This window comes from Microbulbifer jejuensis, assembly GCF_047289955.1.
GTDB lineage: Bacteria > Pseudomonadota > Gammaproteobacteria > Pseudomonadales > Cellvibrionaceae > Microbulbifer.
Window position 1 is genome coordinate 156,761 of the sequence record NZ_JBLBUB010000002.1, and the last position, 24,961, is coordinate 181,721.

At 57.0% G+C, this 24,961-nt stretch carries 19 protein-coding genes; 8 read left to right on the forward strand and 11 right to left on the reverse strand.

The window, feature by feature from the left end; genetic code table 11:
• Positions 1-30: 30 nt before the first annotated feature.
• Positions 31-1,509, reverse strand: a complete 1,479-nt coding sequence (locus tag ACL7TT_RS02030; protein WP_299942191.1) for a Ppx/GppA phosphatase family protein — start codon at positions 1,507-1,509, stop codon at positions 31-33.
• A gap of 288 nt (positions 1,510-1,797) precedes the next feature.
• On the opposite strand from ACL7TT_RS02030, the gene ppk1 reads away from it, so the two are divergent.
• The gene (ppk1, locus tag ACL7TT_RS02035) at positions 1,798-3,846 is read left to right on the forward strand and encodes a polyphosphate kinase 1 (protein ID WP_413392750.1); all 2,049 of its coding nucleotides are present in this window, start codon (positions 1,798-1,800) and stop codon (positions 3,844-3,846) included.
• 5 nt (positions 3,847-3,851) lie between these two features.
• On the opposite strand, the gene ACL7TT_RS02040 is transcribed toward ppk1, so the two are convergent.
• Together ACL7TT_RS02040 and aceK are read right to left on the reverse strand one after the other, a co-directional pair.
• Positions 3,852-4,352 carry a hypothetical protein gene (locus ACL7TT_RS02040; protein ID WP_413392752.1) on the reverse strand — a complete coding sequence of 167 codons (501 nt, stop codon included), beginning with the start codon at positions 4,350-4,352 and terminating at the stop codon, positions 3,852-3,854.
• A gap of 56 nt (positions 4,353-4,408) precedes the next feature.
• Entirely contained in the window at positions 4,409-6,163 is a 1,755-nt protein-coding gene (gene aceK / locus ACL7TT_RS02045) for a bifunctional isocitrate dehydrogenase kinase/phosphatase (RefSeq protein ID WP_299942197.1), read from the reverse strand.
• 187 nt (positions 6,164-6,350) lie between these two features.
• Here aceK and ACL7TT_RS02050 point away from each other — a divergent pair, with 187 nt between their 5' ends.
• Complete coding sequence (locus tag ACL7TT_RS02050) at positions 6,351-6,959, forward strand: MarC family protein (RefSeq protein ID WP_299942199.1); 609 nt, start codon at positions 6,351-6,353, stop codon at positions 6,957-6,959.
• Positions 6,960-7,060: 101 nt separating this feature from the next.
• Here ACL7TT_RS02050 and ACL7TT_RS02055 read toward each other — a convergent pair whose 3' ends face one another.
• Positions 7,061-8,998: a PhoX family protein gene (locus ACL7TT_RS02055; protein WP_299942201.1), complete on the reverse strand. Its 1,938-nt coding sequence runs from the start codon at positions 8,996-8,998 to the stop codon at positions 7,061-7,063.
• A 257-nt stretch (positions 8,999-9,255) separates the two neighbouring features.
• Between ACL7TT_RS02055 and ACL7TT_RS02060 the strand changes: the two genes are divergently transcribed.
• Both ACL7TT_RS02060 and ACL7TT_RS02065 read left to right on the forward strand, forming a co-directional pair.
• Positions 9,256-11,871, forward strand: a complete 2,616-nt coding sequence (locus ACL7TT_RS02060; protein ID WP_413392884.1) for a TonB-dependent receptor — start codon at positions 9,256-9,258, stop codon at positions 11,869-11,871.
• Positions 11,872-12,063: 192 nt separating this feature from the next.
• A complete protein-coding gene (locus ACL7TT_RS02065) occupies positions 12,064-14,007 on the forward strand; it encodes a phytase (RefSeq protein ID WP_413392755.1) in 1,944 nt (647 codons plus the stop codon).
• 231 nt (positions 14,008-14,238) lie between these two features.
• Here ACL7TT_RS02065 and ACL7TT_RS02070 read toward each other — a convergent pair whose 3' ends face one another.
• Both ACL7TT_RS02070 and ACL7TT_RS02075 read right to left on the reverse strand, forming a co-directional pair.
• On the reverse strand, positions 14,239-14,796 hold the full coding sequence (locus tag ACL7TT_RS02070) for a replication protein P (protein ID WP_413392757.1): 558 nt from the start codon (positions 14,794-14,796) through the stop codon (positions 14,239-14,241).
• A gap of 19 nt (positions 14,797-14,815) precedes the next feature.
• The gene (locus ACL7TT_RS02075) at positions 14,816-16,123 is read right to left on the reverse strand and encodes a DnaT-like ssDNA-binding domain-containing protein (protein ID WP_413392758.1); all 1,308 of its coding nucleotides are present in this window, start codon (positions 16,121-16,123) and stop codon (positions 14,816-14,818) included.
• 387 nt (positions 16,124-16,510) lie between these two features.
• Between ACL7TT_RS02075 and ACL7TT_RS02080 the strand changes: the two genes are divergently transcribed.
• Both ACL7TT_RS02080 and ACL7TT_RS02085 read left to right on the forward strand, forming a co-directional pair.
• The gene (locus ACL7TT_RS02080; protein WP_413392760.1) at positions 16,511-18,754 is read left to right on the forward strand and encodes a heavy metal translocating P-type ATPase; all 2,244 of its coding nucleotides are present in this window, start codon (positions 16,511-16,513) and stop codon (positions 18,752-18,754) included.
• On the forward strand, positions 18,754-19,125 hold the full coding sequence (locus tag ACL7TT_RS02085) for a cupredoxin domain-containing protein (RefSeq protein WP_413392886.1): 372 nt from the start codon (positions 18,754-18,756) through the stop codon (positions 19,123-19,125). Before ACL7TT_RS02080 ends, ACL7TT_RS02085 begins: the two co-directional genes overlap by 1 nt.
• A gap of 213 nt (positions 19,126-19,338) precedes the next feature.
• Here the strand turns inward: ACL7TT_RS02085 and ACL7TT_RS02090 are convergent, their stop codons facing one another.
• From ACL7TT_RS02090 to ACL7TT_RS02110, 5 genes are all read right to left on the reverse strand, one after another.
• Positions 19,339-19,779: a hypothetical protein gene (locus ACL7TT_RS02090; protein ID WP_413392762.1), complete on the reverse strand. Its 441-nt coding sequence runs from the start codon at positions 19,777-19,779 to the stop codon at positions 19,339-19,341.
• A 92-nt stretch (positions 19,780-19,871) separates the two neighbouring features.
• On the reverse strand, positions 19,872-20,387 hold the full coding sequence (locus ACL7TT_RS02095) for a ClbS/DfsB family four-helix bundle protein (protein ID WP_413392764.1): 516 nt from the start codon (positions 20,385-20,387) through the stop codon (positions 19,872-19,874).
• A gap of 85 nt (positions 20,388-20,472) precedes the next feature.
• Positions 20,473-20,853 carry a SpoIIAA family protein gene (locus ACL7TT_RS02100; RefSeq protein WP_413392766.1) on the reverse strand — a complete coding sequence of 127 codons (381 nt, stop codon included), beginning with the start codon at positions 20,851-20,853 and terminating at the stop codon, positions 20,473-20,475.
• Positions 20,854-21,880: 1,027 nt separating this feature from the next.
• Positions 21,881-22,678, reverse strand: a complete 798-nt coding sequence (locus ACL7TT_RS02105) for an oxygen-binding di-iron domain-containing protein (RefSeq protein WP_413392768.1) — start codon at positions 22,676-22,678, stop codon at positions 21,881-21,883.
• 13 nt (positions 22,679-22,691) lie between these two features.
• Positions 22,692-23,135, reverse strand: coding sequence for a plastocyanin/azurin family copper-binding protein (locus ACL7TT_RS02110; RefSeq protein WP_413392770.1), 444 nt, complete (start codon positions 23,133-23,135; stop codon positions 22,692-22,694).
• Between the two features lie 263 nt (positions 23,136-23,398).
• On the opposite strand from ACL7TT_RS02110, the gene radA reads away from it, so the two are divergent.
• The gene (gene radA / locus ACL7TT_RS02115) at positions 23,399-24,793 is read left to right on the forward strand and encodes a DNA repair protein RadA (protein ID WP_413392772.1); all 1,395 of its coding nucleotides are present in this window, start codon (positions 23,399-23,401) and stop codon (positions 24,791-24,793) included.
• Positions 24,794-24,814: 21 nt separating this feature from the next.
• On the forward strand, positions 24,815-24,940 hold the full coding sequence (locus ACL7TT_RS02120; RefSeq protein WP_413392774.1) for a cob(I)yrinic acid a,c-diamide adenosyltransferase: 126 nt from the start codon (positions 24,815-24,817) through the stop codon (positions 24,938-24,940).
• Positions 24,941-24,961: the final 21 nt, after the last annotated feature.

The following is a 24,961-nucleotide window of genomic DNA, read 5'->3' on the forward strand; positions in this document are numbered from 1 at the left end:
GCCTGTGCGTATCGTCAACCCTGGGGGAAGTCATACAGCCAGCAGGCGCAGCGGATGGGGTTGCGATTGCCAGTGCTGCTCCTCCTGGTAGAGCAATTCCTCGATGGCCGGGCTGTCGTCCAGCCACAGGCGCTCGATCTGCAGGCGGTAGGCGTCACCCTGGTCGGCCAGGTTGATGCCGCGCAGAGAGCGCTCGCTGCGGTCGCGGTGGATAATACAGCCCAGGCGCAGGCACAGCAGCAGGTCCGGGCTGGGGTGGAAGCCGTAGTGTTCCCTGGGTTTTTTGATACGACCGCGTTGGTTGCGCACCAGGTAGGCCAGGTGTTCCTGCTCACTTTTGGAAAAACCCGCCATGTCGGCATGTTTGATCATATAGGCGCCGAGCTTGCGGAAGCTGCTGTGGGTCAGCGCCAGGCCCAACTCGTGTAATTGAATGGCCCAGCGCAACCGCTGCCTGCCCTCGGGTGGACAGGCCGGGCGCAACTGCTGCAGCAGCTTTTGTGCGGTATCGCTGACGCGGCGGACTTGGTTGGTATGCACCTGCCAGCGTTGCATCATTGCCCTTATGGTCTCGGTGCGGCGGTCCCCGCCGTGCAGCCGCCCGGCCAGGTCATGCACGATGCCTTCGCGGATCGCGTAGGAGGAGACCGCCATGCGCTGTATGTCCAGTTCGCAGAAAATGGCGTGGAGTATCGCCAGGCCGGCGGCAAAAACCGGGCGCCGCTCCTCCTCCAGATGGGGCAGGTTCAACTCGGCGATATGTTCCACCCCGGCGACTGTGTTTGCCAACTGGTCGATGTCCCCACGCTTGATATCGGCCACTTCGCCGCCGTTGAGTACCCGGGATACGGCCTTGATGGTGCCGGAGCAGCCAATCACCTCGGCTTCGGCGGCCATGTGCTGTAATTCCTGCAATTTCGCGCGCGCCGCCCGCTGTGCCCGATGGAAATGGTTGACGGAGTACCTGCCGATAATGCCATCGGCAAAATAGCGCTTGCTGTAAACCACACAACCCATATACAGGCTCTGCAGTTGCTCCGGCGCTTCGCAGGCGCGCACCAGTTCGGTGGAGCCGCCGCCGACATCGATAATGCAACGCTGCCGTGGCGGCTCATCCGCGGCGGCCATCACACCGGTATAAATCAGGCGAGCCTCCTCAATGCCACTGATAATTTCCACCGGCGCGCCGAGGATGGACTCCGCCTCCTCGAGGAAGGCGTCTGCACTGGCCGCCGCGGCGCGTAAAGTATTGGTACCCACCACGCGGATATGGTCCGAGGGCAGCTTTTCCAGTACCGGCCGGAAGCGTTTGAGTGCCGCCAGGGCGCGTTTGGAAACCACCGGGTCCAGGTGGCGTTTCGCATCCAGGCCCTCGGCGAGCCGCACCATGGCGTGGTCCGTATGCAGGCGCAGCATGCGCTGGCCGCGGAATTCCGCCAGCAGCAGGTGAAAGCTGTTGGAACCCAGGTCGAGGGCGGCGTAGCGTTCTATCGGAGTCTGCATTGGCATCCCGGCTCCCACGTGAATTGAGATGGTAAACTGCTCTACTATTAACGGTATAACCCTGTGCTCAAGATAGGCGTCCCCGGCCATTGGGAAACCGGCCTTTGAGGTCGGGGGTCAGCTTTTGTGGCATTCCCCGTATCCGGGTGTGCAGCGCAGCCGGTCGGCAGTCACCGGTTCTGTAGCGCACATCGGGTTGTAACGGGTCCATAGCCGCCGGGTTTGGCCCGGTTGCCACTCCCCCGGGGCAGATGGAAATTCACAGGAAGCCGAGTGTATTTTCGCAGATCGCCCATGCCTAATGATATACCCCTCTACCCGAAAGAATTGAGTTGGTTGTCATTCAACGAGCGGGTATTGCAGGAAGTGGAGGATGAAAGCGTGCCCATTATCGAACGGGTGCGCTTTTTGGGGATTTTTTCCAATAACCTGGATGAATTTTTTCGCGTGCGCGTTGCGGATGTGCGCCGCCTCGCGGCTTTTGCCAGAGGAGAACAGCAGAAAAAGCACTTTGCCAAGCTGCTCGGGCAGATTAACGAACGGGTATTGCGCCTGCAGAGGCGCTACGCCCGCGCTTATGCCAAGGTGCTGGCAGGTTTGGGTAAAGAGGATATTCATGTGGTGAAAGAGAGCAAATTAACGCAGCGGCAGCGAAAATTTGTGGAGGACTATTTTCACCGGGAGGTACTGCCGGAACTGGAGCCGTTTTTTATCGATGACCGCGAAACCATGCCCCTGCTCAATGAGGCGCGTATCTACTTTGCGATCCAACTGCAGTTGAAAGACGGTTCGCTGCGCTGTGCAGCGATGGATATTCCCACCAATACACTGTCCCGCTTTGTCTTGATCCCCCCGCGCGAGGGCAGGCGCGAACAGGTCTATATCGTACTCGACAATATTATTCGCGCTTGCCTGATGGAGGTATTTCGCGATGTCCTGCCCATTCGCTCGGCGCGTGCGTATATGTTCAAAATCAGCCGGGATGCGGAGCTGGAACTGGGCGAGCAGATTACCCAGAATCTTGTCGACCGCATGGAGAAATCCCTCAAGCGGCGCAGGCGGGCCGATCCGGTGCGCCTGGCCTACGATGCGGAAATGCCGCAAACGCTGCTGAACCTGGTGAAGGAAAAACTGAAGATGGGGCGCTACGATACCTACACGCCGGGAGGGCGTTACCACAATTCCAAGGATCTGATGAAATTTCCCGCGGGTGCTGCCCGCCACAATTACAAACCTCTGGTACCGCTGCCGACCCTGCCCTGCGGCGAGAGCGCCTTCTCCCATATACGCCGTGCCGACCGCCTCTATTACTACCCCTATCACGATTTTCGCGCAATCTCCAACTTGCTGGCTTCCGCCGCCATCGATCCCCAGGTACGTGAAATTCGCATTAATCTCTACCGGGTGGCAAAAAACTCCCAGGTGGTTGCTGCCCTGATCAATGCGGTGCGCAATAACAAAAAGGTGGTTGCGGTTGTGGAATTGCGCGCACGTTTTGATGAACTGGCCAATATCCACTGGTCAGAGGAACTGCGCGATGCCGGGGTCGAGGTAGTCTACGGGGTGCCCGGCTTAAAGGTGCACTGCAAACTGATCTCGATTATCCGGCGGGAAGAGGGGCAGACGCGATATTACAGTCATTTGGGCACGGGCAATTTCAACGAGAATACCGCGCGCATCTACTGTGACTTCAGCCTGCTCACCAGCAACCAGGCACTGGGGCGGGATGTCTACAACGTGTTTGAATTGATCCGTTCCACCCGGCGCCGTCCGGTATTTCAGCATATTGCGGTTTCCCCGCTCACGAATCGCGCGGCCCTGATGCAGGCGATCGACAGGGAGATAGAGGCGGCAGCCCAGGGGCGCCGTGCCGAGCTGTTTTTCAAGTGCAACAACCTGGTGGACAGCCAGATGGTAGAGCGCCTCTACCGCGCCGGCGCTGCCGGGGTCAAGGTTCGCATTATCGTGCGCAGCATGTGCACGCTGGTCTGTGAAACCCCGGGGCTCTCGGAGAATATCCAGGTGATCAGCCTGGTGGACAAATTCCTGGAGCACGCGCGGGTGTATATTTTCCACAATGGGGGGGAGGAGTTGATATGGATGTCATCGGCGGACCTGATGACACGCAATCTGGATCACCGGGTCGAGGTGACCTTCCCCATCACCCAGAGCGTGCATCGCGGCATAGTGCGCAAAATCCTCGAGCTGCAATGGAGTGACAACCAGAAGGCGCGGATTCTGGATGCGGGGCAGAGCAACCGGCGTCTGGCCAGTAACACACCGCGGGGATGCCGCGCCCAGGATGCGATTTATCGCTATCTGAAACAGCACAGCACCGCCTGAGCCCCTCAGTCCGGGCTAAAGCCCACCAGTTGTCCGCGGCTAAAAGAGAAGCGATAGCGCTGCCCCACCTGCAGTTGTTCGCTGCAGGGAGATTGAATGGTCATGCGCGGATAGTGCGGTGTGATCGCCCAGGTCTGGAAGTCGTCGCCGGGCCCGCGGCCGATCAGCCAGTAGTAATCCCCGTTGTTGCAGAAGGCCTGCGGGGCACAGCGTTCTCCCCCCCACACGTAGGCGTTGACATCATACTGCACAGGCAGGCCGGGGTTTTCCCGAAAAGGTCTGCGCAGGTTGCTGGTAAAGAGGTAGAGATCGTCAAAGGGAATCGGGGGGAATCCCCGTGCAGGGGTGGTACAGCTGACAACCTGGGGTTTGCCGGTGATTCGCGTATGGGCTGGGGGCACCTTTTCCTTGCCCGCAATGGCCATTTCGCTGGGGAAGTAACCACAGCCGCTGGCGGATAGCAGGGCCAGGGCCACAAGGGTTGCACCCCATGCACGAATACGCACGCATCACCTGTTCAAGTAGCGGAGACCTTCTACCAATATAGCTATTTATTACCCAGCTACTGTCTGTGTGCAGACGCCGGGGAGCGGCGGCGAAAGCGCCACTTGCGCCGGTAGGGGAATGCGCTCTCCACATGGCCGGCGTGTATGCGATCCTGAAGCCGCTTCCAGTAACGGTAGTCGTAGAGATCACTGTGAAGCTTCTCGAAGGCGGCGCGCGCGGTGGGATTGCCGGAGAAAAACAGGCGGAACTCCTCGGGGAATACGTCCGCGTCATCTACCGTATACCAGGGCTTGTCCGCCAGTTCCTGCTCGGCGGTTTGCGCCTCGGGAATCTTGCGAAAGTGGCACTCGGTCAGAGGGCACAGCTCGTCGTAATCGTAGAAAACCACACGGCCGTGTCGGGTGACCCCAAAATTTTTCAGGAGCATATCGCCGGGGAAGATATTGGCGGCGGCCAGTTGCTTGATGGCGTTGCCGTACTCCTCCATGGCTTCGCGGGTTTCCTCTTTGCTGGCGCTTTGCAAATACAGATTGAGCGGCTCCATGCGCCGCTCTACATAGAGATGCCTGATAATGACCCACTTGTCGGTGATCAACAGCTTGGAGGGTGCAAGATTTTGTAGTTCCTGCAGCAACGCCTCACTGAAGCGGTTGCGGTAGAAAATAAAGTTGGTGTATTCCTGGGTGTCCGCCATGCGCCCGACCCGGTCGGAGCGGGATACGAACTTGTATTGTTCGCGGACAATTTTTTCAGTGACGGTTTTTGGTCGGTCGAAGTGGTCCTTAATCACTTTAAATACCACCGGGTAAGAGGGCAGGGTAAACACACTCATCACCATGCCCTTGATGCCCGGCGCAATCACAAATTGATCGTTGCTCACTTTCATATGGGCGAGAATATGCCGGTAGAACTCTGTCTTGCCGTGTTTGTGGAAGCCGATCGAATTATACAGTTCGGACCTTTCCTTCAGGGGCATAATTGTGGAGAGAAAGCGCACGAAACGGGAGGGAATGGGCGCGTCCACCATAAAGTAAGAGCGGGTAAAGCTGAAGATGATACTGGCGGAATCGTTACTGTGCAGCAGGGTGTCGACAAAGACGCCGCCGCGGCCATTGTTCAGACAGGGCAGAATTATGGGCACCACTTCACCGTGAAAGATCATACGCCCGACCAGGTAGGCGGCTTTGTTGCGATAGAACACCGACTCCAGCATGTCCACACGCAGTTGTTTCGCGCTCTCCAGATTGGCCAGTGGCACCGAGCGCAGAGCGGCACAGATATTCTCCACATCGCGCGGCAGATTTTCCCAGGGGACGGAGAAACCGAAGTCCGTGAGGATCTCTCCCACCATCTGTTCGAGACCATCGCGGGCGCTGTAGCTGATATAGATACTGTAATCCCTGAGGGGCTTGTCGTCGGGGGTGCGCGAGGGTTTCACAAAAATATTACTGTCGTGAATATGGGCGTGGTCGAACTGGCTGCAAAAGACCGAGTTAAAGAAGGTTTCGGCGATTTCGTAATTGCTGTGACTGGCGATCAACTGCGCGTAGGTGGCGCGGGCATCCCGCCATAGCGCCAGGTGGCTGGTGTCTTTGCTGGTGACGGAGTGCACCAGTCTTAACACCTGGTTGACCTTGGTTTTATACAGGTCGATGCGCGCTTTGCTGACCTGTCGCACCGCCTGCCAGGCAGCGGTTTCGAAGCGCGCCTTGGCGCCCAGGGTGATGTTCTGAAAATCTGCAAAATACGCATCGAAGCCATTCAGGATGGTTTTGGCGATGCGGCGGGCGGTCGGTGAGTGGTTGGTCATACACTAGACTTTGGTTCTGGGGCACAAGGTATCAACCCGGCCATCAAACCCGTCTTCCGGGATTTGTTTGATGGCCACCTCTGAAATACTGGCGCAATTTCGTACCGTTGTTGTTTGGGATCTGATGTCGGCCTGCGATCTGCACTGGAGCGCGAAAGGATAGTAGCACGGTACGCCGGGGTAACAATTGAACGATTGGATCAACAGCTTTGTCATTTTCTTCGCAGTGATCGACCCGGTGGGTACACTGCCGGTATTTATTGCGGTTACCGCCGGACACGCCGAATGGAAAAAGCGCAGGATCGCTTGTCTGGCAGTGCTGGTTGCCACCGCTATTCTGTTGTTCTTTTTGATTGCGGGTCAGTTTTTACTGGAGGCCATGGGGGTGCCGCTGTCCGCTTTTGAGGTTGCCGGTGGCACTGTGCTGTTCCTGTTTGCCCTCACCATGATTTTTGGCGAAAGCAAGCCCGAACAGGAGATGGAATTTGTGCGGGAGGGCCATGAAACGGCCATATTTCCCCTGGCGGTGCCCTCGATTGCTTCACCCGGGGCAATGCTCGCGGCCGTTGTTCTGACAGACAATAATCGCTTCAATGTGATGCATCAATTGAAAGCCGCGTCGGCAATGCTGGCTGTATTGCTGATCGTGCTGGTGCTCATACTGATGGCCAAGTGGGTGTACCGTTTAATTGGACCTGCGGGTGCCAGTATTGTCAGCCGGGTAATGGGACTTATTTTGGCCTCGGTGGCAACAACGAATGTATTGCTGGGGATTCAGCAGTTCTTCTCAATCTGATTTGTAGCGCCTCTATCGGGATGGGGTATCGGTAGACACCCACCGCTGTAAAACTCAACACTTAACAGGATCTCCAGGCTCTGTGGAGGGCGGAGCAGACCCTAGCTGCCCACCTCCCTGCCATCGACCCGGTAGATGGCCAGTACCGACGGGCGTGGCGGGGACTGTGGGTCGTTATCTGGCCAGCGGTGCAGGGGGTTGTCATAGGTGGAACTGCGCCCTTGCGCGGGGTGTTGTACAGACACAAACAGGGTTTTGCCATCGGGTGTAAATTCCGGGCCACAGGCTTCGGCACCCCGCGGGCATCCAAAAAAGTGCTTTGGCGCGGCGCGCAGGGGGCCCTCGGTGGCCATGGCCCAGAGACCGTCGTGAAAACCAAAGCGCTCGCAACCATCGGTGGCTATCCACATATTGCCGCGGGGGTCGAAGGCGACATTGTCCGGATTGGCAAACCAGCCGTGGGGAGAGATGCTGTCGCTGGACTGCTGGCCATAGGCACCCCGCTCGGCGGGGTCCCCGGCATTGGGATCGCCTCCGAGTAAAAAGTGCTGCCACTGGAAATGATCGCTTGTGTGGTCGCGGTGACCTGTGGTCCCCGGCGGTGCAATTTCCAGGACGTGGCCGCGGGTATTGCGCGCGCGGGGGTTGGCGGCATCGATATCGCTTTTGCGACGCTGTTTGTTTTTGGTCAGCATCACGTAGGTGCAGTCATTATGGGGGTTGGTCTCCACGTCCTCGGGGCGATCCATGGGGGTGGCGCCCAGTAGAGCCGCGGCGCGGCGTGCATCGATCAGAACATCGGCCTGGTTGCGAAACCCGTTCCTTTCTGTGAGCGGCCCCTGCCCATAGCGCAGCGCCAGCCACTCCCCCTGGCCATTGTCTGCAAACCTTGCGGCGTAGAGTGTGCCTTCGGTCAGCAGTTCCCGGTTGCCGGCATGGTCTTCGGGCCGATAGATGCCCCGGGAGATAAAGCGGTAGACAAACTGGTGTTCGTCATCGTCGCCACCGTAGGCCACCACCGCCTGGCCAGGCTTGCACACTAGGGTAAATCCCTCGTGCTCAAAGCGCCCCAGTGCTGTGAGCTTGCGCGGTCTGGAGGCTGGATTGTAGGGGTTGTATTCCACCATCCAGCCAAAGCGGTTGGGTTCGTTGGGCTCCACCTGGATATCGAAGCGGCGATCATAGTTCCCCCAGTTGCGGTTCGAGGGGGTGATACCAAAGTTGCGATGATTGCGCGCCTCGCGGGGGTCTTCTATTTTTTCGGGGTCCCCTTGAAAGGCACTGCCAAATCCCTCTTCCGCGATCAGTACTGTCCCCCAGGGGGTTTTGCCGCCCGCGCAGTTGCCGATGGTGCCCAGCACCTGTCTGCCAGTGGGGTCTTCTGCCGTGCGCAGTCGCTTGTCCCCCGCGGCCGGGCCGCTGATGTCCATTGCCGTGGTTGCGGTAATTCGCCGGTTGTAGGGACTGCTTAATTGTATCTGCCAGCCATCCGGGCCGCGCTCGATTTCCACGACCGAGTGACCGCAGGCGGCCTGCTCCACCGCTACATGCGCGCCACTGACACCGCGAGTGGCGCTGTATGCGTCATTGTAGCCGGAAAACATCAGGTGGGGCTGGGTGTATTCGTGATTGACACACAACAGGCCGCGATCGCTGTTGCGGCTCTGGGCGTGCATATCCCCCCGGTTCGAAGGGGCATTCGGAGCCAGCGGCATAAAAGCGATGAAATCATTGTTGTAGCCAAAACGCTGTTGCTGGCTTTTGCTGTCCAGGCTTTCCGGGCGAAAAGGTGCGTCTGTCTCAAGGATGGCATCCCCCCAGCGCAGTAGTATGTCGGCGCGGTAACCCTCAGGCAGGTGGTGTTCGGAATCCAGGGTGTGTGGAATTTCCGTAAAAGAGAGGTTATCCCTGCGGCTTTTTTTATCCTTGCTGCTGCAGCCGGGCAACAGCATGAGTTTGCCGGCAGCCCCGGCAGCCGCTGCGCTACCCAGGGTTTTCAGCAGGGTGCGTCGCGGGGGTTGATTGGGTTCCTGGCTCACATTTTGCTCCGATAAAGGACGTTGATGGGTGTGATCCGTCGCCTTGATGGATCTCCGCGGTACTGAGCGGGCACCGGGCTGTACCCACTCCATAGCAAACGCTAGTCCACGCACGCTTCAGCTTTTCATAGGGAGATTAGCGATCAAATTTGAAGGATTAATGACACCTTAAAAAAAACGTCACGCAAAAGTCATAGTCACCGCTTAGTCTGCGCAGCGCTTAAAGACGCCACCGGCAAAATGGGAGTGGGGATGTGATGAAATATAAAAGCCAGTGTTTGCGGCGGCTGGACATGCCTTTGATGGCGCTCGCTGCTGCCTTTAGTGCGGCAGGTGCGATTGCGCAGCAAGACGGACCACAGGCCATGGAGACGGTAGTGGTTACTGCCCAGGCCAGCAATGCACGCAGTGATATGGAACGTCAACGGGACGCCAATAAACTGGTGGCGGTGCAGACATCCGATGCGATCGGTGAACTGCCGGATGCGAATGTGACCGAGGCACTGCAGAGAATGCCCGGTGTATTTATTGCCCGCGATCAGGGCGAAGGCCGCTTTGTGGGCGTGCGCGGAATAGATCCCAACCTGAATGCTGCGACGATCAATGGGATAAGCCTGCCTGCACCGGAAACCGATAGCCGTGCCGTGGCTCTGGATGTTATCCCCTCGGATTTGCTCGCCACCCTGGAAGTCTTTAAGACCCTGACCCCGGATATGAGTGCCGATTCGATTGGTGGGGCCATCGAAATCAAGAGCCTCAATGCCCTGGATTACGAAGACAGCCGATACAAGTTCAGTGCCGAGAACAGCTACAGCAGCCTGCAGGAAGAAAACAGCCCCAAACTTGCCGCGAGCATGACTCGGGTATTTGCTTTGCCCAGTGACAGAAGGCTGGGTGTGGCCCTGGCCGTCAGCCAGCAAAAACGCCATTTCGGCTCGGAGAATATCGAAACCGATGGCCGCTGGGAGCGCTTTAGCGCAGTGGATGGCAGCACCGGTATCGGTGCCAGTGAGATTGAGCAGCGCGACTACACAATCACGCGGGAGCGCACCGGCGTTGCGGCCAATTTTGATCTGGATCTCGGCAATGAGGCCAGCCTCTACCTGCACAGTCTGTATTCAGACTTCTCAGACGAGGAAATCCGCCAGCGCAATGCCTGGAAACTGGATGCGGAGCGGGATGCGCCGGAAAGTATCTCGGATAATTCGGCAGAGTGGGAGGAGGCAGCGCTGGAAAAATCCCTCAAGGATCGTCGGGAACAACAGGAAATTCTCTCTGTGGTTTTCGGTGGCGAGCACTATTTTGACCTTTGGAATTTCTCCTATGCCCTGGGATACTCTCACGCAGAGGAATCGGAGCCCCACCGCCGCGATACCACTTTTATTCTAAAACCACTGCGCCTGGGATACGTGGAAGCCGGTAAAACCCCGCGTATGGCCGTGGGCAGTGAAGGGCTGGAGAAAGTGCTGGACCCGGCCAGCTACCAGCTGGATGAACTGGTCATCGAGGACAATCACACCGAGGACGGGGAACTGAGCCTGCGCCTGGATTTCAGTCGTGAACTCGAATGGGCCGGCAATCCGTCCACCGTACAGTTTGGCCTGCACGAGCGTCAGCGGAAAAAGCAAGGGGACTTGAACGCGACGGTCTACGAGAGTTTCGCAGGCGATTACACTCTGGCTGACTTTGTCCACAACGACATTGATTACCATCTGGATACTTTTGGTCCGGGCATCAATGCCGGCAGCCTCAATCGTTTTATCAACGCCAATCTCGCCGACTTTGCGCTGGATAAAGCCGAAACTGCACTGTCTTCTGCGCGCGATTACACCATGCGCGAGGATATCAGTGCGCTCTATGTTATGAATACGGTGGATTTGCAGCGATCCCAATGGGTCTTTGGGGTGCGCTATGAGTATACAGACTTCACTGCCGAGGGTGTGCGGGTGGTTGAGTCGGAGGAGCCCATTCCCCAGGCCGAGCTTATTGCCGAAGGGGTCTATGCCAGTGGAGTCGAGTACCGGCGTGACTATGGGCTGTTTTTCCCCAGTGTCAATTTCAGATACGACTACAACGACAACATCGTACTCCGTGCGGCTTATGGCGAGTCCCTGTCGCGACCCTCGTTTGGTTACCTGAACCCCTCTCCAGCCAAAATCGAGTACGATGAGGGCGAGTTGAAAGTGGAAGCGGGCAACCCCGGCCTGCAACCTTACCAATCCCGCAATCTGGATTTCTCCGCCGAGTACTACGCCGATCAGTTGGGTATGTTTTCTGTAGGCCTGTTTCACAAGCACATAGACCATTTTATTGTCCTGTCCGATGCATCCAGCACAGCGGATTTCCGTCAGTATGTGGGGACTCTGCCGGTGGAGGAAGCGGAAGTCCTGCAGCCCATGAATGGCGACAGCGCCCGTATCGGTGGCGTTGAGCTGGCCTGGACCAGGGGCTTTGACAATGGCTTTTTGCTGCGCGCCAACGCCACCTTGACGGATTCTCATGCGCGCCTTGGCCTGGGGGCGGACAGGCAGCGCGGTGACAGCATCTCCCTGCCCTCGCAGGCAGATGTGGTGGGCAACTTTGTCGTGGGTTACGAGCGCGATGCATTCAGCCTGCGTTTGTCCGCCGCTTTCCGCGGTGAACGCCTGTTGGAAGTGGATCTTGAAAACGCGGCAGGTGATCGCTATGAGGATGATCACCTGCAGCTGGATTTTTCCGCCCGCTACCGTTTTGACAACGGTCTGCAGTTGACCTTCACCGGAGTGAATCTCACCGATGAACCCTATTATGTGCACAGTGCCGGTTTCAATGGGCAATATGAAGAGTATGGTCCCACCTATGCACTGGGCCTGAGCTATAGCAGCTTTTATTGATCCAACAGGTATTTTGGGGCCTGTTTGCCGCCAGTCGCCCATCAATCCCGGTGCAACTGTCCCGGGCCCTATTCAGTGGCAATCTCAGCGATTGCCACTGGTGAAAGCCGGTTGTGGCAGGGCGGGCTTTAAGCACACCCGGTGAACCAGTTGGGATTTTGTTGTTTTGTCTTTATTGATTTGATGTCTGATATGAAAAGAACGTGTTTTTGTACTGCAGGTATACTGCTGGGCGCTCTTCTGAGCGGTTGTGATGGTACATCCGATACCCCTTTACAGGGGGAGAAAAAACTGCCGAGGCAGGAAATTGCTCTGGGCGCTATTAAAGCGGAGCAGATGGTGCCGGTGCAGCTTGACGGCCGGCAACGCTTTCTCTTGGCCAGTGAGCGCCGTGGACTGCTTTTGCTGGATTGGGGTGGTGACACCCTGGCGGCACAAGCGGGCAACCTGGAGCAACTGGCCGCGCAGGAACAGGCAGATGGCAGTGTACTGGTGGCCGCTTACAGCGATGCGCAGGCACAAATAAGCCTGTACAGGATACGCCAGCCCTCTTCCGGCGAAGGTCCGGCGATCCAATACCTCGGCAGCCGCTCCGACTTGCCCCCGCAAAGTGCTCTGTGTTTTTCCCGCCAGGGGAATCACACCCAACTGTTCGCCATCGGAGAAGACGGTCTGGGGCACGAGTATCTGATCAAGCCGGGCATCCGGCAGTGGGCATTGATTGAGGTGCGCTCGCTGTACTTCGGTGAGCAGGTCAATGCCTGTGCGGTGGATGTGATCACCCAGCGCCTGCTGATATCCCAGCCCCCCCTTGGCGTGATCAGCCTGAATGCCGATGCTGAAAAGGATGAGGAACGCAAGTTATTGATATCGACCGCGCAGCTTGGTGAGGATTTTGGCGGCTTGTGGGTAGAGCCTGCCACTAACCATATGTGGCTGACTGCAGGTGATCAGTTGCAGCGCTACGACCTGCAGGCCGCGGACGCTGGACCCCAGTGGCGTATTCATATTGCGCAGGCACACAACCCGGTTTCCCTTGCGCTGCTGGATGGATCACTGCTGGTGCTGGATAACGACAGGGATGCCCTGTTGTATTTTGATGCATCGCCGCCGCTATCGGGGCTGCGGGAAGCGCCCTCGGGAACCGGTGTAGTCGCTGCGCGTATTCCCGCTCGGGCCCAGACACAGCCCGTGGTATCCGCCGGTGATGCCGCCGATGATCCGGCAATCTGGGTCAACCCCGAAGCGCCGGAAAACAGCCTGATTTTTGGCACCGATAAAAAAAGGGGCCTGAATGTCTACGATTTATCCGGCAGACTGGTTCAGCACTTTGCGGTGGGACGTGTGAACAATGTGGATATACGCCCTATAACGCACCCCCGCTATCGCGCCCTCGCGGCCGCATCCAACCGCACAACACCGGGTGTCGATCTGTTCGCCATTGACAGGAGCGGGCGAGTGGAACATCTGGGCCTGCGTTCAGTTAGCCTGCAAGATCCCTATGGTCTGTGCCTCTACCGGAATGGCAATGACCTCCTGGCCTGGGTTTCCGATAAAGTAGGTGCCCTGCACCAGATGAAAATCCAGGTGCCCGAGGATGGTCAAAACTGGCAGCTGCACCAGAGTGCCCGACTGGATGTCGGCAGCCAGGTGGAAGGCTGCGTGGTGGACGACGAAAACGCACGGCTGTTCTTTGGCGAGGAGGATCTCGGGGTATGGCGGCTGGACCTGGACGCCTTTGATGCCGGTGGTGCGCGACCGCAGTTGGTGGCGGAAGCGGACGGAGAAAACCTGGTTGCGGATGTGGAAGGTCTGGGATTATACAGGGCGGGCGATAGCGGCTACCTGGTCGTTTCCAGCCAGGGCAATGACAGCTATGCATTGTACAGTCGCGATGGCAACGAATTTATTGGCAATTTCCGCCTGGGGCTGAATATCCACGCGGGCATAGATGCCAGCTCAGAAACCGACGGCTTGGCAGTAACCAGCGCCAATCTGGGCGCCGAGTATCCGCAGGGATTGTTGGTTGTTCAGGACGGTCGTAATCGTATGCCCGATGCGGCACAGAATTTCAAACTGGTATCCTGGCAGGATATTCGTGAAGCGCTGGCGCTGCCAGATACCAATGAACCTTGAAGCCTGATACTGAGCTGCGTTGCCCTTCAGTGCCCCTCGATACGGTTTTTTGCACAAAGCGGAATTTCACGGATAGGGCAATACAGGCCGATAGCACAGAGAATGAAAAGTAACCCCGGATAGGTTCAATCCGCCCCGCCTTTAGAGGCGCTTGGAGGGTCACTTTTGACAGGCTGAACCTGTATCCGGGGGATGGCGCGGGAGTATGAACGGTGGCGCGGGACGTCAAGGCTAGAGCCCTAATGCCTCGCGAAGTTCGGCCAGTTTATGGGCATTTTCCCGTTTCGACAGCGGTTTACCTGGGGTCTCTTCCAGCTTCAGGGGCTCCGGAGCGGTGAGCTTTTCTCCTTCCAATACCCGCGCACAGAGTTTGCGATAGTGGTCGGCAAAGACCGGGTAGGCCACTGACTCTGGATTGTTGGCGAGAAAAAACCAGTTGGATTCGCGCCCTGCATAATACACCGCCGGGTGGCTCCAGGTGTGGTTGGTTTTCGGGCTGGGTGCGTTGCAGGCTTCGCGGTAGGCGGCGCGGGTGTCCGGAAAACCGTTTTCTCCAGCGGCGCACAGCAGCAGCATTTTGTGTATCGTGGGAAGGTACTCACTGTGCAGAATAGCGCGTTTGGCGCCCTGCATAATCTTCTGCGGCGCAAGGGCAACGAGGGCTTCCAGCCACAGGCGCTTGGCGTGGTGCAGCGTTTCGGTGTCGGGGAAAGCCGCGCTGAACTGGTTGTGGTAGTTCAGCTTGAACAGTGCGAAAACCTCGTTGATCGCGCGCTTCTTTTCATTCAATAGTCCCTGCTCCGCGGTATTACCAGCTTGTGTCTGTGAGGATGTCGCCGATTGGGCGGTCGCGGGTGCGCTGGTTTGCGCTGTTGTTGGGGTCTTGCCGTTTGCCATAGGAGTCTCCAATTGCCAACTTGTTGCGCTGCGCCCATTGGTGGCGCGCGTGACGCACGAAGACGGCGTCCCAGCTCTTGCGCGCGGCGTTCTGGCCGCGCCAGTAAATAATAAACTCCGCAACCAGAGACAGGGCGAAGTCGCGCTCTATCTCGCACTGGTTTACCAGGTGATTGAGGCAGTCGTCCCCTGGCTGCCAGTTGCGCGAAATGGACTTGGCGACAGGGTTCTTATCGATACCCTGGCAGTAATAGGCCCATTCCTCGCGGGCGTATTCAATAAACAGTTCGCCCCAACGCGCGCTGTGTCCGCCGCGCTCTAACCACTGGTAGATAAATTCCGGCAGTAATTCTGCGCAGAAGCGCGGATTGATGGCCAGGCGCTGCAGTTGTTCCCAGGTATGCTCGCTCGGTTGCCAGTCGCGGCACATGGCGGTGGGTTTGCGCTTCTCGATAAATGGCGTTTCCTGTTTTTCCCAATCTTCCATGACCCAGTCATTGAATTCCAGATCCCAGGAAATGGATTGCTTGCCACTGGAGCGATGATAATCCAGGAAGCGTTGCAGAGCGCGGCTGACAAAAGTGCTGGGGACACCTTCATCGGCCAATTTTTGCAGGGTGTCGCTGTTCGGCTGCCAGCTGTCGGGCAGGGCCTGCTTGCGCTGGGTGGTGGCGCGAAAAGCTTCCCATTTACCCTTGATCTGGCGCAGGAAAAGGGCGCCGAATGAATGCCGGGGCTCGCCCCGTTCGCGCCAGTAAGTGACGAATTCCGGTAAATGCTCCCGCACAAAGTGCTCCGGAATCCCCAACTGGCCGATACGCATCAGGGTCTCTGCGTCGGGTTGCCAGTTGGGCGCAATGGTGTTGGCACTGCGGCTGGCGGGTGTCTGCGGTGCCGGGGCGGGGCGGGTCTGTCCCGTGGGCAGGGCAAACTTGAGGATCTCGCTGCTGCCGAAGGGGGCCGCGCCCAGAAGCAGGGTCCCTTGGTTGCGCAGGCTGGTGGCCACCCGCTGGATATCCGCCGCTTGCCAGAAGGGCACCAGCGGGTACAGCTGTTCCCCCTCTGCCGTATACCAGTCCCGCCCAGCGTAGGGTTGCTGGGGCAGAAAGGGGAGCAGGTCGCCAAGTGCGGTGAGCAATACCGCCTCCTCAAGGCCGACAGTAGCCGCCAGGGCAGGGGAGATACAGAGGGGTCGTTCCGGGAGCAGGGGGTGTGTCATGGCGTGATAATAACACTCCGTCGGTGGGCTTGCGCAGCTATTGCGGCAGATCTGTGGTCCCGGCACTAAAGAGCTGCTCCAGTCACTAAGCTGACTATGGGCGGGGCCACAGTGTTATCATTAACTCGGTAATTCAATCGGCTTTCCGGGGCCTGATGCGACCGCTTGAAGCGCTGCCCTTGAAATTCCGCTGCAAGGAATGGGTTGTTAATATTGCTGCAGATCCTCTGCAGGAGGCCGAAGGCGGTATCGCTTTTATTTTGCGATCAGTCCGGCAATCCCTATTTCCAATTCGGGTAACAAAAGGGCCGCCGGTGCAAAGGGTTGCCCTGCCTGCGCGGTGCGATTGGCGGTTTGTCGCTGCAAACAGTAATGCGGGAGCGCAATATGACCAGAGAGCAACAGTCACCGCCAAGGGTCTTCCGCCTGTATGGCATCACTTGCGCCGGCTGTGTGCACAAAATTGAAACCGCCGTGCAGCGGGTGGTGGGGGTACGCGATGCCCGCGTCAATCTTGCCGGGAAAACACTGACCGTGCGCGGTGAAGCCGAGCCTCGGGCCTGTATAGAGGCCGTGCGCTCGGCAGGTTATGACGCCGAGGTTGCAAAGCAGAGCGAGCGCGAGCTGCGCGCGCAACAGCATAAAGAAGAGATATACCACTACCACCAGCTGTTGTGGCGCTCAGCCTTTGCCCTGCTTGTGGGTGTTCCACTCATGGCCTGGGGTTTGGTTACCGCCAAGGTATCGGTGAATACCCCCACAGATCAGCTTGTCTGGGGCACGATGGGACTGATCACTCTGGCGGTGCTGATCTTTTGTGGTGGGCATTTTTTCAGTGGTGCCTGGAAGGCACTGCGCCATCACAGTGCCACAATGGACACACTGGTAGCGCTCGGTACCGGTGCGGCCTGGCTGTTTTCCATGGGGGTCGTTGTGCTGCCCCAGCTACTGCCGGAGTCGGCGCGACACGTGTACTTTGAGGCCAGTGCCATGATTGTCGGCCTGATCAGCCTTGGACAGGCCCTGGAGGTACGGGCACGGGGGCGCACCAATGCGGCGGTGGAAAAATTACTACAGCTGCAGGATAGCTCGGCGCGGGTATTGCGCGATGGCAAAGAGGTGGATATTCCCATCGAACAAGTACAGGTGGGAGACCGGTTGCGCGTGCGTCCCGGGGAAAAAATCCCGGTGGACGGTGAGGTGATCGAGGGAAACAGCCGGGTGGACGAATCTATGCTCACCGGGGAACCTGTGCCGGAAAAGAAAAGCGCCGGCGACAGCCTGGTTGCGGGCACCCTGAACAAGAATGGCAGCCTGCTGTTTCGCGCGGATAAGGTCGGCGACGAGACCCGTCTCGCGCAGATTATTGAGATGGTCAAAAACGCACAGGGTTCCCGGGTTCCCATTGCACGCCTGGCGGATAAAATTTCTGCGATCTTTGTGCCGGTGGTTATGGTTATCGCCGTGGTGGCGGCACTGATCTGGTTCAATGTGGGCCCCGAACCCCGCGCCGCACATATGCTGGTGGTGCTCACCTCTGTGCTCATCATCGCCTGCCCCTGTGCGCTCGGACTGGCCACCCCCATGTCCGTGATGGTGGGGGTGGGTAAGGGGGCCGAATACGGTGTGCTGGTGCGCAATGGCAAGGCGCTGCAGCAATCCTGCAACCTGGATGTCCTGGTTGTGGATAAAACCGGAACCCTCACCGAGGGGTCGCCACGCCTTACCGATATCGACACGGATGGCGACAGCGATGAACTGTTGCAGTTGCTTGCAAGCCTGGAGCAGGGTTCTGAGCACCCCCTGGCAGAGGCCATCGTCAGTGCAGCCCACGAGAAAAAGCTGGCGCTGCAAACACTGGGTGATTTCGAAGCAACCACCGCCCATGGGGTCAGCGGCACTATTGCTGGCAGGCGCGTAGTGCTGGGCAACACGAAATTAATACGGCGGGAAAACATTCCCATGGGCACCTGGCAGGCCCGCGCCGACCAGTTGGCGGAGGGCGGGCGCAGCATCATATACGCGGCCGTGGACGGTGAGTTGAAAGGCGTCGTCGCCATCGCCGATCCCGTTCGGGGCGATGCCGAGGCAGCCATCGGGCGCCTGCGTAGACTGGGCCTGCGTATCGAAATGCTGACCGGCGACAATCGGGCCAGCGCCGAAGCCGTCGCCAGGCGCCTGAAAATCAACCAGGTGCATGCGGAGCTTTTGCCTGAAGACAAGGAGCGGATTGTCGCGGAGCTGCAACGCGGCGGCGAACGCGTGGGGATGGTGGGAGACGGTATTAACGATGCTCCGGCCCTGGCCCGTGCCGATGTGGGCTTTGCAATTGGTGCCGGCACCGATGTCGCCATCGAAAGTGCCGATGTCACCCTGATGCGCTCTTCCCTGCACGGCGTGGCCAATGCGGTGGAACTCTCGCGGGCAACACTGCGCAATATCAAGCAAAACCTGTTTGGTGCATTTATTTATAATACCCTTGGCATCCCCATTGCCGCCGGTATTTTATATCCCTTCACCGGCATGCTGCTCAGCCCGATTGTTGCCGGTGCTGCGATGGCATTGTCGTCCCTCACGGTGGTCAGTAACGCCAATCGATTGCGCCTTTTCAAACCCTCGGAGCCACATTGATGGAAGTGTTTTGGGTAAACGTTATTGGTCTTTTGCTGATTGCCTGGATTATCTGGTGGTTCTGGTTGGGCCCTAAACATAAAGCAGGCAAAGAGGTCGCCGGGGGTGAGAAACTGCACATCCTGGTCAAAGACGGTGTCTATGAGCCGGATCGTATCCGCATGCCGGCAGGCCGCCCCGCCACCTTGCACTTTTGCCGCGAGGATCCCAATCCCTGTTCGGAGTGGGTGCTTTTTCCGGACCTGGAAATCAGTGCGGAACTGGCGCTCCATCAGGAAACACTGGTAGAAATTCCTGCGAGTGCGCCGGGTGAGTACCCTTTTACCTGCCAGATGCAAATGTACCGGGGAGTACTGGTGCTGGAGCCTTAATCCGGCTTGCAATCCGACGCGGTGTACCGACTAACCAGGTTTGCTGCCGTAGGATCTCAAAAAGTTGGCAGCCCTTCATTGGCGGTATGTAAAGAGGTCTTGGCAGAGCAATCAGATTGCCCGGTTTAAAATAACCATAGGTAACGCCTGAAAGGGAAAAGTTACGCACCAATATTGTCCAGATTTTTTTATACAATCCTGTGAGCGGGGTTTTCAGCCTGTGCCACTGATATGATCGATATAAATCACTGCATCTCTGATATCAAAGATAAAAGAAAATAGGATGACGCCAGTGATTGTGCCCGCCCAAATTCGAAATCCAGCCGGTTCATTTGTATTCAGGAATGGGCGGTGTATGAGTAAAAGAATTAGCCCCGGCAACCAGCAGAGAATATGCATTAACGCAATGGAGCCACCCAGGAAAGGCAGTCTCAACAGCGCAAAAGCCATAGACCCGCCTGCTGCTGAAAGGATAAAACCACCCGAAGTCCACCTGGCCAGTGGGTGCTTCCAGGCAAAGTAAAACCCTACTAAAAATGTGATCGCCAGAAAGCAAACCCAAATCTGTACCCATGTTGGGGTCTGCATAAACCCATGGGCATTGAATACTTCTAAGGCGCCATGTCCGGCGATATATTGCTCTTCAGTTTTCATAAATGACTCCGGCATTGTTCTTATTTCTATGGGTGGGGAATATCACAAGCACTGACGCATTTGCCTTGTGGTGGCGCTGTCTGTTGAGGGATTTACATTAGCCCGTTTTTCTTTTTGAAGGTTCTGATTCTGGTGCGCATATTCCGCATTGGTGACGTGGTATTAAATTGAATCATTCTCCCAAAAGTATATTTTCTATACCAGGTATCACCATATAGCTCCTCATCAGTCAATGAGTTAACCAGAGTTAAAATCTTATCGGTTGTGACTTTGAATTCATGGAGAAGACTTGGGTAAGGCCAGTCTTTGTAGTGCGCATGAAAATGCTGGGCAAGTTTTCCCAGTTGATTCCATTTGTATCCAGTAGCTGGCAGCGTAACGGGTTGTCCAGTGGAAGTCTGCTTGTGCCACTTTAAGACCAATTTTCCCCAGCCAATAAGATAGGCCAGAGTATCACATACGCTAATTTTAGTACCTTTTACATTTCCCTCGACACCAGTCTTCCGGGAATAGCTATCGGGAATGGTTTTATAGTCAGCAATCAGCTTGTCATAGGCATGTTGGATCGAATCGTATAACGCCTGCTTATTCATTGGTATGGATGACATGGCTGGCTCCAGGGGGCTGATGCAGATAAAACGGGTGCGAACAGGGTGACGTCAAGCCAGGCCTGACGTCGATAAGCGGATGATATTATTCGCTCAGCCAACGCATGGCTTCGCTTTCATCTTCAAAATACTTGGCCTCGCCCGAGATGAACCAGCGGCTCAGTTTTGCCGCGACTTCCTGCCATTTTTTATTGCCGTAAATGGCAATTTTCTGAAACTCATTGCCATGTTTGAGCCCGAGCTTGAAATCATCCCATGCCGCTCTTGGCTCCCAACCCTCGAGTTCTGTGCCATCCAGGAAGACCTTGACCCTGGGGTCTTTAACTTCTTTCAGGGCTGAATCAATCATTGGGGTTATTGTTTCATAATCCTGATGGGTAAGCTTCCCCTGGGCTTTTAAAGACAGGAAAAAAAGATCACCGGCTCTTTCAATGCCGATGGATAGCCCGTGCCGTCTGGATGCCATTTGTAGCTCCTTTTGTTCAAGTAGGGTGCCTGCAATACAGGTGGAACAGTCAGTTCATATGGATTTGCGGTTTTGATGGCCTGCTCAAAGCAGACACTGTTTGTTAATTCTATCTTTATTGAAAATGACTGTCACCTATATTGCATTTTTTGGGGTTTGAGTTTTCAATGAAAGGCCATCGAGGAGACATTCCCTGAGCGCATCTTTATAAAGGCATTTTTCGTCTCCAAGACGTGATGCGGCCCAACGGAGAAAGTAGTGTCATCATGCCGTATTTTTATGCTCGATTGGAGTTACTACCGGGTCGGAAGAAAAGAATACCCCTCCCCCAGGACGCGCTATGAATACATCCCTGTAACCTCGTAATCGGCATCCATGCCTCATACGATCCTGGGAGAGGGGGTATTCTTCCCTCCTGCTTTACTCGTATGCATTCAAAAGCCATTTTCAGCACTTTTCCGGCTGACAAGCCGTTTTCTCTGTTCCCGTTATTTTAAGCGCGTGAATTAATTTCCCTGTGTAGCGTTATTATAGCAATTGCCGGTTACACGCTAATTGCAGCGTAGTGTCTGTGTCTCGGTCTTTGAACCCCCTCGGGGGTGGTAATAGTGTCCTCTCTTAGTGTGGCTGGGGGCGTGCGCAGTTGTTCTATGCCGCTATAAATTCAGTCAGCAGATTCCGAGCTAATATGGGCGTCATGCTTTTCGACATGGTGCACTCCACTATCAGGAGGCTGTACAGATCAGGCTTCACAGGCGGAGATTATCGGCTTTCTTATTCCTCGCAAATGACACGGTGCTCCCGTGGTGCCAGGGCTGTAATGTAATATCAGGTTGTGACTCCGATAGAAGCTGGCCGCTCTATAAACCAGCCAAAGCCACTGTATTTCAGCGGTTTAGGTAAATCGTTGCGAAGTACAGGCGATCCCGGGTGACAGAAGGGCCGGTTGAGTGCCCGGCAGGGCGAATCGGCACGACAATGGCTTTGCATCAATGAGAGCGTGTGAGTGCACTGTTGAATTTTTGAATCAGGCCTTGTCCATTGGCAGTTGGAAATCCTGATGACGCAGCAGATCCGGCCCGCACTCCAACTGCTCAAACCAGTCCAAAAAGCGCTTCTTGACTGCTTCTGACACGAAATAGCCACCGTGCTGCGGCACGATCATTGCGGGGTTTAATTCGCGCACCATCTGTACCCATAAGCGGCAGGCCCGATTGCCGCCCATATAACGCCGATGGAAGCCTTCCATGGATTGTAACTGGGCGTCGAAATCCGTCACCTCCCCCTCTTCTCCCCCCAATGAGGCGCCGATATCGCCGGAAAAAAGGATTTGGCTGACCGGGTCATAAAAGCTGAAATTGCCACAGGAGTGGAGAAAGTGGGCGGGCAGGGCCCAGATTTCACCGCCGGCAAAGCTCAGTACCTGGCCCCGGTCATCCAGTGGCACTATGCGATCATGCCATCTTTCGTTACCGGCACGGGAGGCTACAAAACCGGACACCAGGTGCGGCAGGAAGCGCGACCACAGTTTTGATACTGCCACTTTGCAGCGGGAGTGCAACATCCAGCGGGGCAGGGAGGCGATAATGTCCGGGTCCTGGTGCGAGGCCAGGATATATTCCAGGTCGCTCAGGTTCAGGTGACGACTGAGTTCGATCGTCAGGTGTGTGTAGGTGAGATCGCCGCCGGGATCGATAAGCGCTCCTTTGGCACCGCGTCGGATCACGAATTGATTGGCCTGTATGCCGTCACTGTCATGTTGCTCCTTAACGAGATCACAAAACCGCGCAACCAGGTGATTACCCTGTTCAAATAGAATATCCACACTGCGGCTCCCCTTATTTCACCTGGCCTGGGTATTGTTCAAGCCGTGCCGTGTTGACGGCAATGCGGCCACACATTGTCAGAGCCTGTTTCCCGGCATGCTTCAGGTTGCCGGCTTTGCTCACCTGGATGACACCCACCATGCCGAGTGCCAGGTGGCGGTCATACTGGTACACAAAGGCGCCCTCCTCTTCGAGCATCCCCGTTACTTCCTCGCCCATATTGCCATTCCAACTGGCCCCGTTTGCCGGTGAGCATACCGAGCGGGTGTTATGGACTATATCGGTGGGCAGGAAGGTGACGGTGTCGCCGGAGGCAACGTTCAGGAAGGTGGGCTCAAAAGCCATCATGCCGTGCTTGTCCTGGTTCAGCATCTGGAGCTGCTCATTCGCAGCCAGGGCGGAGGTTGAAATGAAGGTGAGTACCAATATCGCACTGCGAAGAAAAATAGACGGCATATTGACTTCCTGTTTGATGGCTTGCCGGTGTTTTGTCTGTACCCACCCAATCGCAGTTACGGACCGCGGCGGATAGTATCTTGCTAAAAATGCGGTGAATTGATCTGGATCAATCGGGCAGAGTCCCCTGAATGAGGGAAAACCTGCCATTGGAGGCACGATGTGTCAGTGCTTTATCCCTGGGTGCAGGCCATGCCCACAGTGGCCTGTCCGGGGTAAACTGTGCGCCAAACAAATGATGGGCGACTCTTCGGGAGAAAATCTTGGCCACAAAACGCAAAACGGCCTATGTGTGCAATGACTGTGGGGCCGATTACACCAAGTGGGCAGGGCAGTGCAGTGGCTGCGGTGCCTGGAACAGCCTGTCAGAAGTGCGCTCGCGGTCGGAGTTTAAAGACAGCCGCGCGGCCGATTTTACCGATACCCAGAGCGGCTATGCCGGTGCAGCCGGTAGCGGCAAGGTGCAGAAACTCTCGGAAATTGACCTGAGCGAATTGCCGCGTATCCCCACCTCTGCCGCGGAGCTGGACCGGGTGCTGGGCGGCGGCCTGGTGCCGGGCTCGGTGGTATTGATCGGCGGCCACCCCGGCGCGGGTAAATCCACGGTGCTGCTGCAGACCTTGTGTCACCTGGCCGCGGGCATGCCCGCACTGTATATCACCGGTGAGGAATCCCTGCAGCAGGTGGCGATGCGCGCCAAGCGTCTGGGGCTGCCCACGGATTCCCTGCAGGTGCTCAGCGAGACCGATGTAGAGCGTATCTGCCAGGTGGCCAAGAGCGTCAATCCGCGCGTGATGGTAGTGGACTCCATCCAGGTGATGCATATGAGCGAGGTGCAATCGGCACCGGGTTCCGTGGCCCAGGTGCGCGAAAGCGCAGCCTTCCTCACCCGCTATGCCAAACAGACCGGTACTGCACTGATCCTGGTGGGCCATGTCACCAAAGACGGCAGCCTGGCGGGTCCCAAGGTGCTGGAGCATATTATCGACTGCTCCATCCTGCTTGAAGGCAGCCACGATTCCCGTTTCCGTACCCTGCGCGCCCATAAAAACCGCTTTGGTGCGGTGAACGAGCTCGGGGTATTTGCCATGACCGAGCAGGGCCTGAAAGAGATTTCCAACCCTTCTGCCATTTTCCTGCAGCGCGCTGAGGAGGTGGCGGCCGGCTCGGTGGTGACTGGGGTGTGGGAGGGCACTCGCCCCCTGCTGGTGGAATTGCAGGCGCTGGTGGACGACAGCAGCCTGGGCAACCCGCGCCGGGTGGCGGTGGGGCTGGACCATAATCGCCTGAATATGCTGCTGGCGGTACTGCATCGCCACGGCGGGGTGCTGGTGGGGGATCAGGATGTGTTCATTAATGTGGTAGGTGGCGTCAAGGTGGTGGAAACAAGTGCCGATCTGACCCTGCTGCTAGCGGTGGTCTCCAGCTTCCGCAACCATCCCCTGCCGCGGGATCTGGTGGTGTTCGGTGAGGTGGGCCTGTCCGGGGAAATCCGCCCGGTGCCCTCCGGTCAGGAGCGTTTGCGCGAGGCCGCCAAGCACGGTTTTCGCAAGGCCATAGTACCCGCTGCCAACCGCCTTAAAAATGATATCGAGGGCATGGAGATGCAGCCGGTGAAAACTCTGGCAGAAGCGCTTGCGGCCATTGATCTGAGCTGAGGCGATTCCGGGGAGCAAACAGTGATAATCATCGGGCGGGGCGCCAAGCAGTACCTCAAGGAAATTGCCGATACTGCCAGTGAGATGTGTGCAGATAAGCATGCTTTTGACAGTGGACCTGCCGCTCGCAAGGGTATCGAATGGTGAGTGAGTTGATATTGGTATGCC

Bases quoted from the DNA above. Each gene is read 5' to 3' on its own strand.
- aceK (WP_299942197.1), bottom strand. From the start codon at position 6,163: ATGACCAACCACTCACCGACCGCCCGCCGCATCGCCAAAACCATCCTG.
- ACL7TT_RS02075 (WP_413392758.1), bottom strand. From the start codon at position 16,123: ATGACACACCCCCTGCTCCCGGAACGACCCCTCTGTATCTCCCCTGCC.
- ACL7TT_RS02085 (WP_413392886.1), top strand. From the start codon at position 18,754: ATGGAAGTGTTTTGGGTAAACGTTATTGGTCTTTTGCTGATTGCCTGG.
- ACL7TT_RS02030 (WP_299942191.1), bottom strand. From the start codon at position 1,509: ATGCCAATGCAGACTCCGATAGAACGCTACGCCGCCCTCGACCTGGGT.
- ACL7TT_RS02095 (WP_413392764.1), bottom strand. From the start codon at position 20,387: ATGTCATCCATACCAATGAATAAGCAGGCGTTATACGATTCGATCCAA.
- ppk1 (WP_413392750.1), top strand. From the start codon at position 1,798: ATGCCTAATGATATACCCCTCTACCCGAAAGAATTGAGTTGGTTGTCA.
- ACL7TT_RS02100 (WP_413392766.1), bottom strand. From the start codon at position 20,853: ATGGCATCCAGACGGCACGGGCTATCCATCGGCATTGAAAGAGCCGGT.
- ACL7TT_RS02110 (WP_413392770.1), bottom strand. From the start codon at position 23,135: ATGCCGTCTATTTTTCTTCGCAGTGCGATATTGGTACTCACCTTCATT.
- ACL7TT_RS02065 (WP_413392755.1), top strand. From the start codon at position 12,064: ATGAAAAGAACGTGTTTTTGTACTGCAGGTATACTGCTGGGCGCTCTT.
- ACL7TT_RS02080 (WP_413392760.1), top strand. From the start codon at position 16,511: ATGACCAGAGAGCAACAGTCACCGCCAAGGGTCTTCCGCCTGTATGGC.
- ACL7TT_RS02060 (WP_413392884.1), top strand. From the start codon at position 9,256: ATGAAATATAAAAGCCAGTGTTTGCGGCGGCTGGACATGCCTTTGATG.
- ACL7TT_RS02090 (WP_413392762.1), bottom strand. From the start codon at position 19,779: ATGAAAACTGAAGAGCAATATATCGCCGGACATGGCGCCTTAGAAGTA.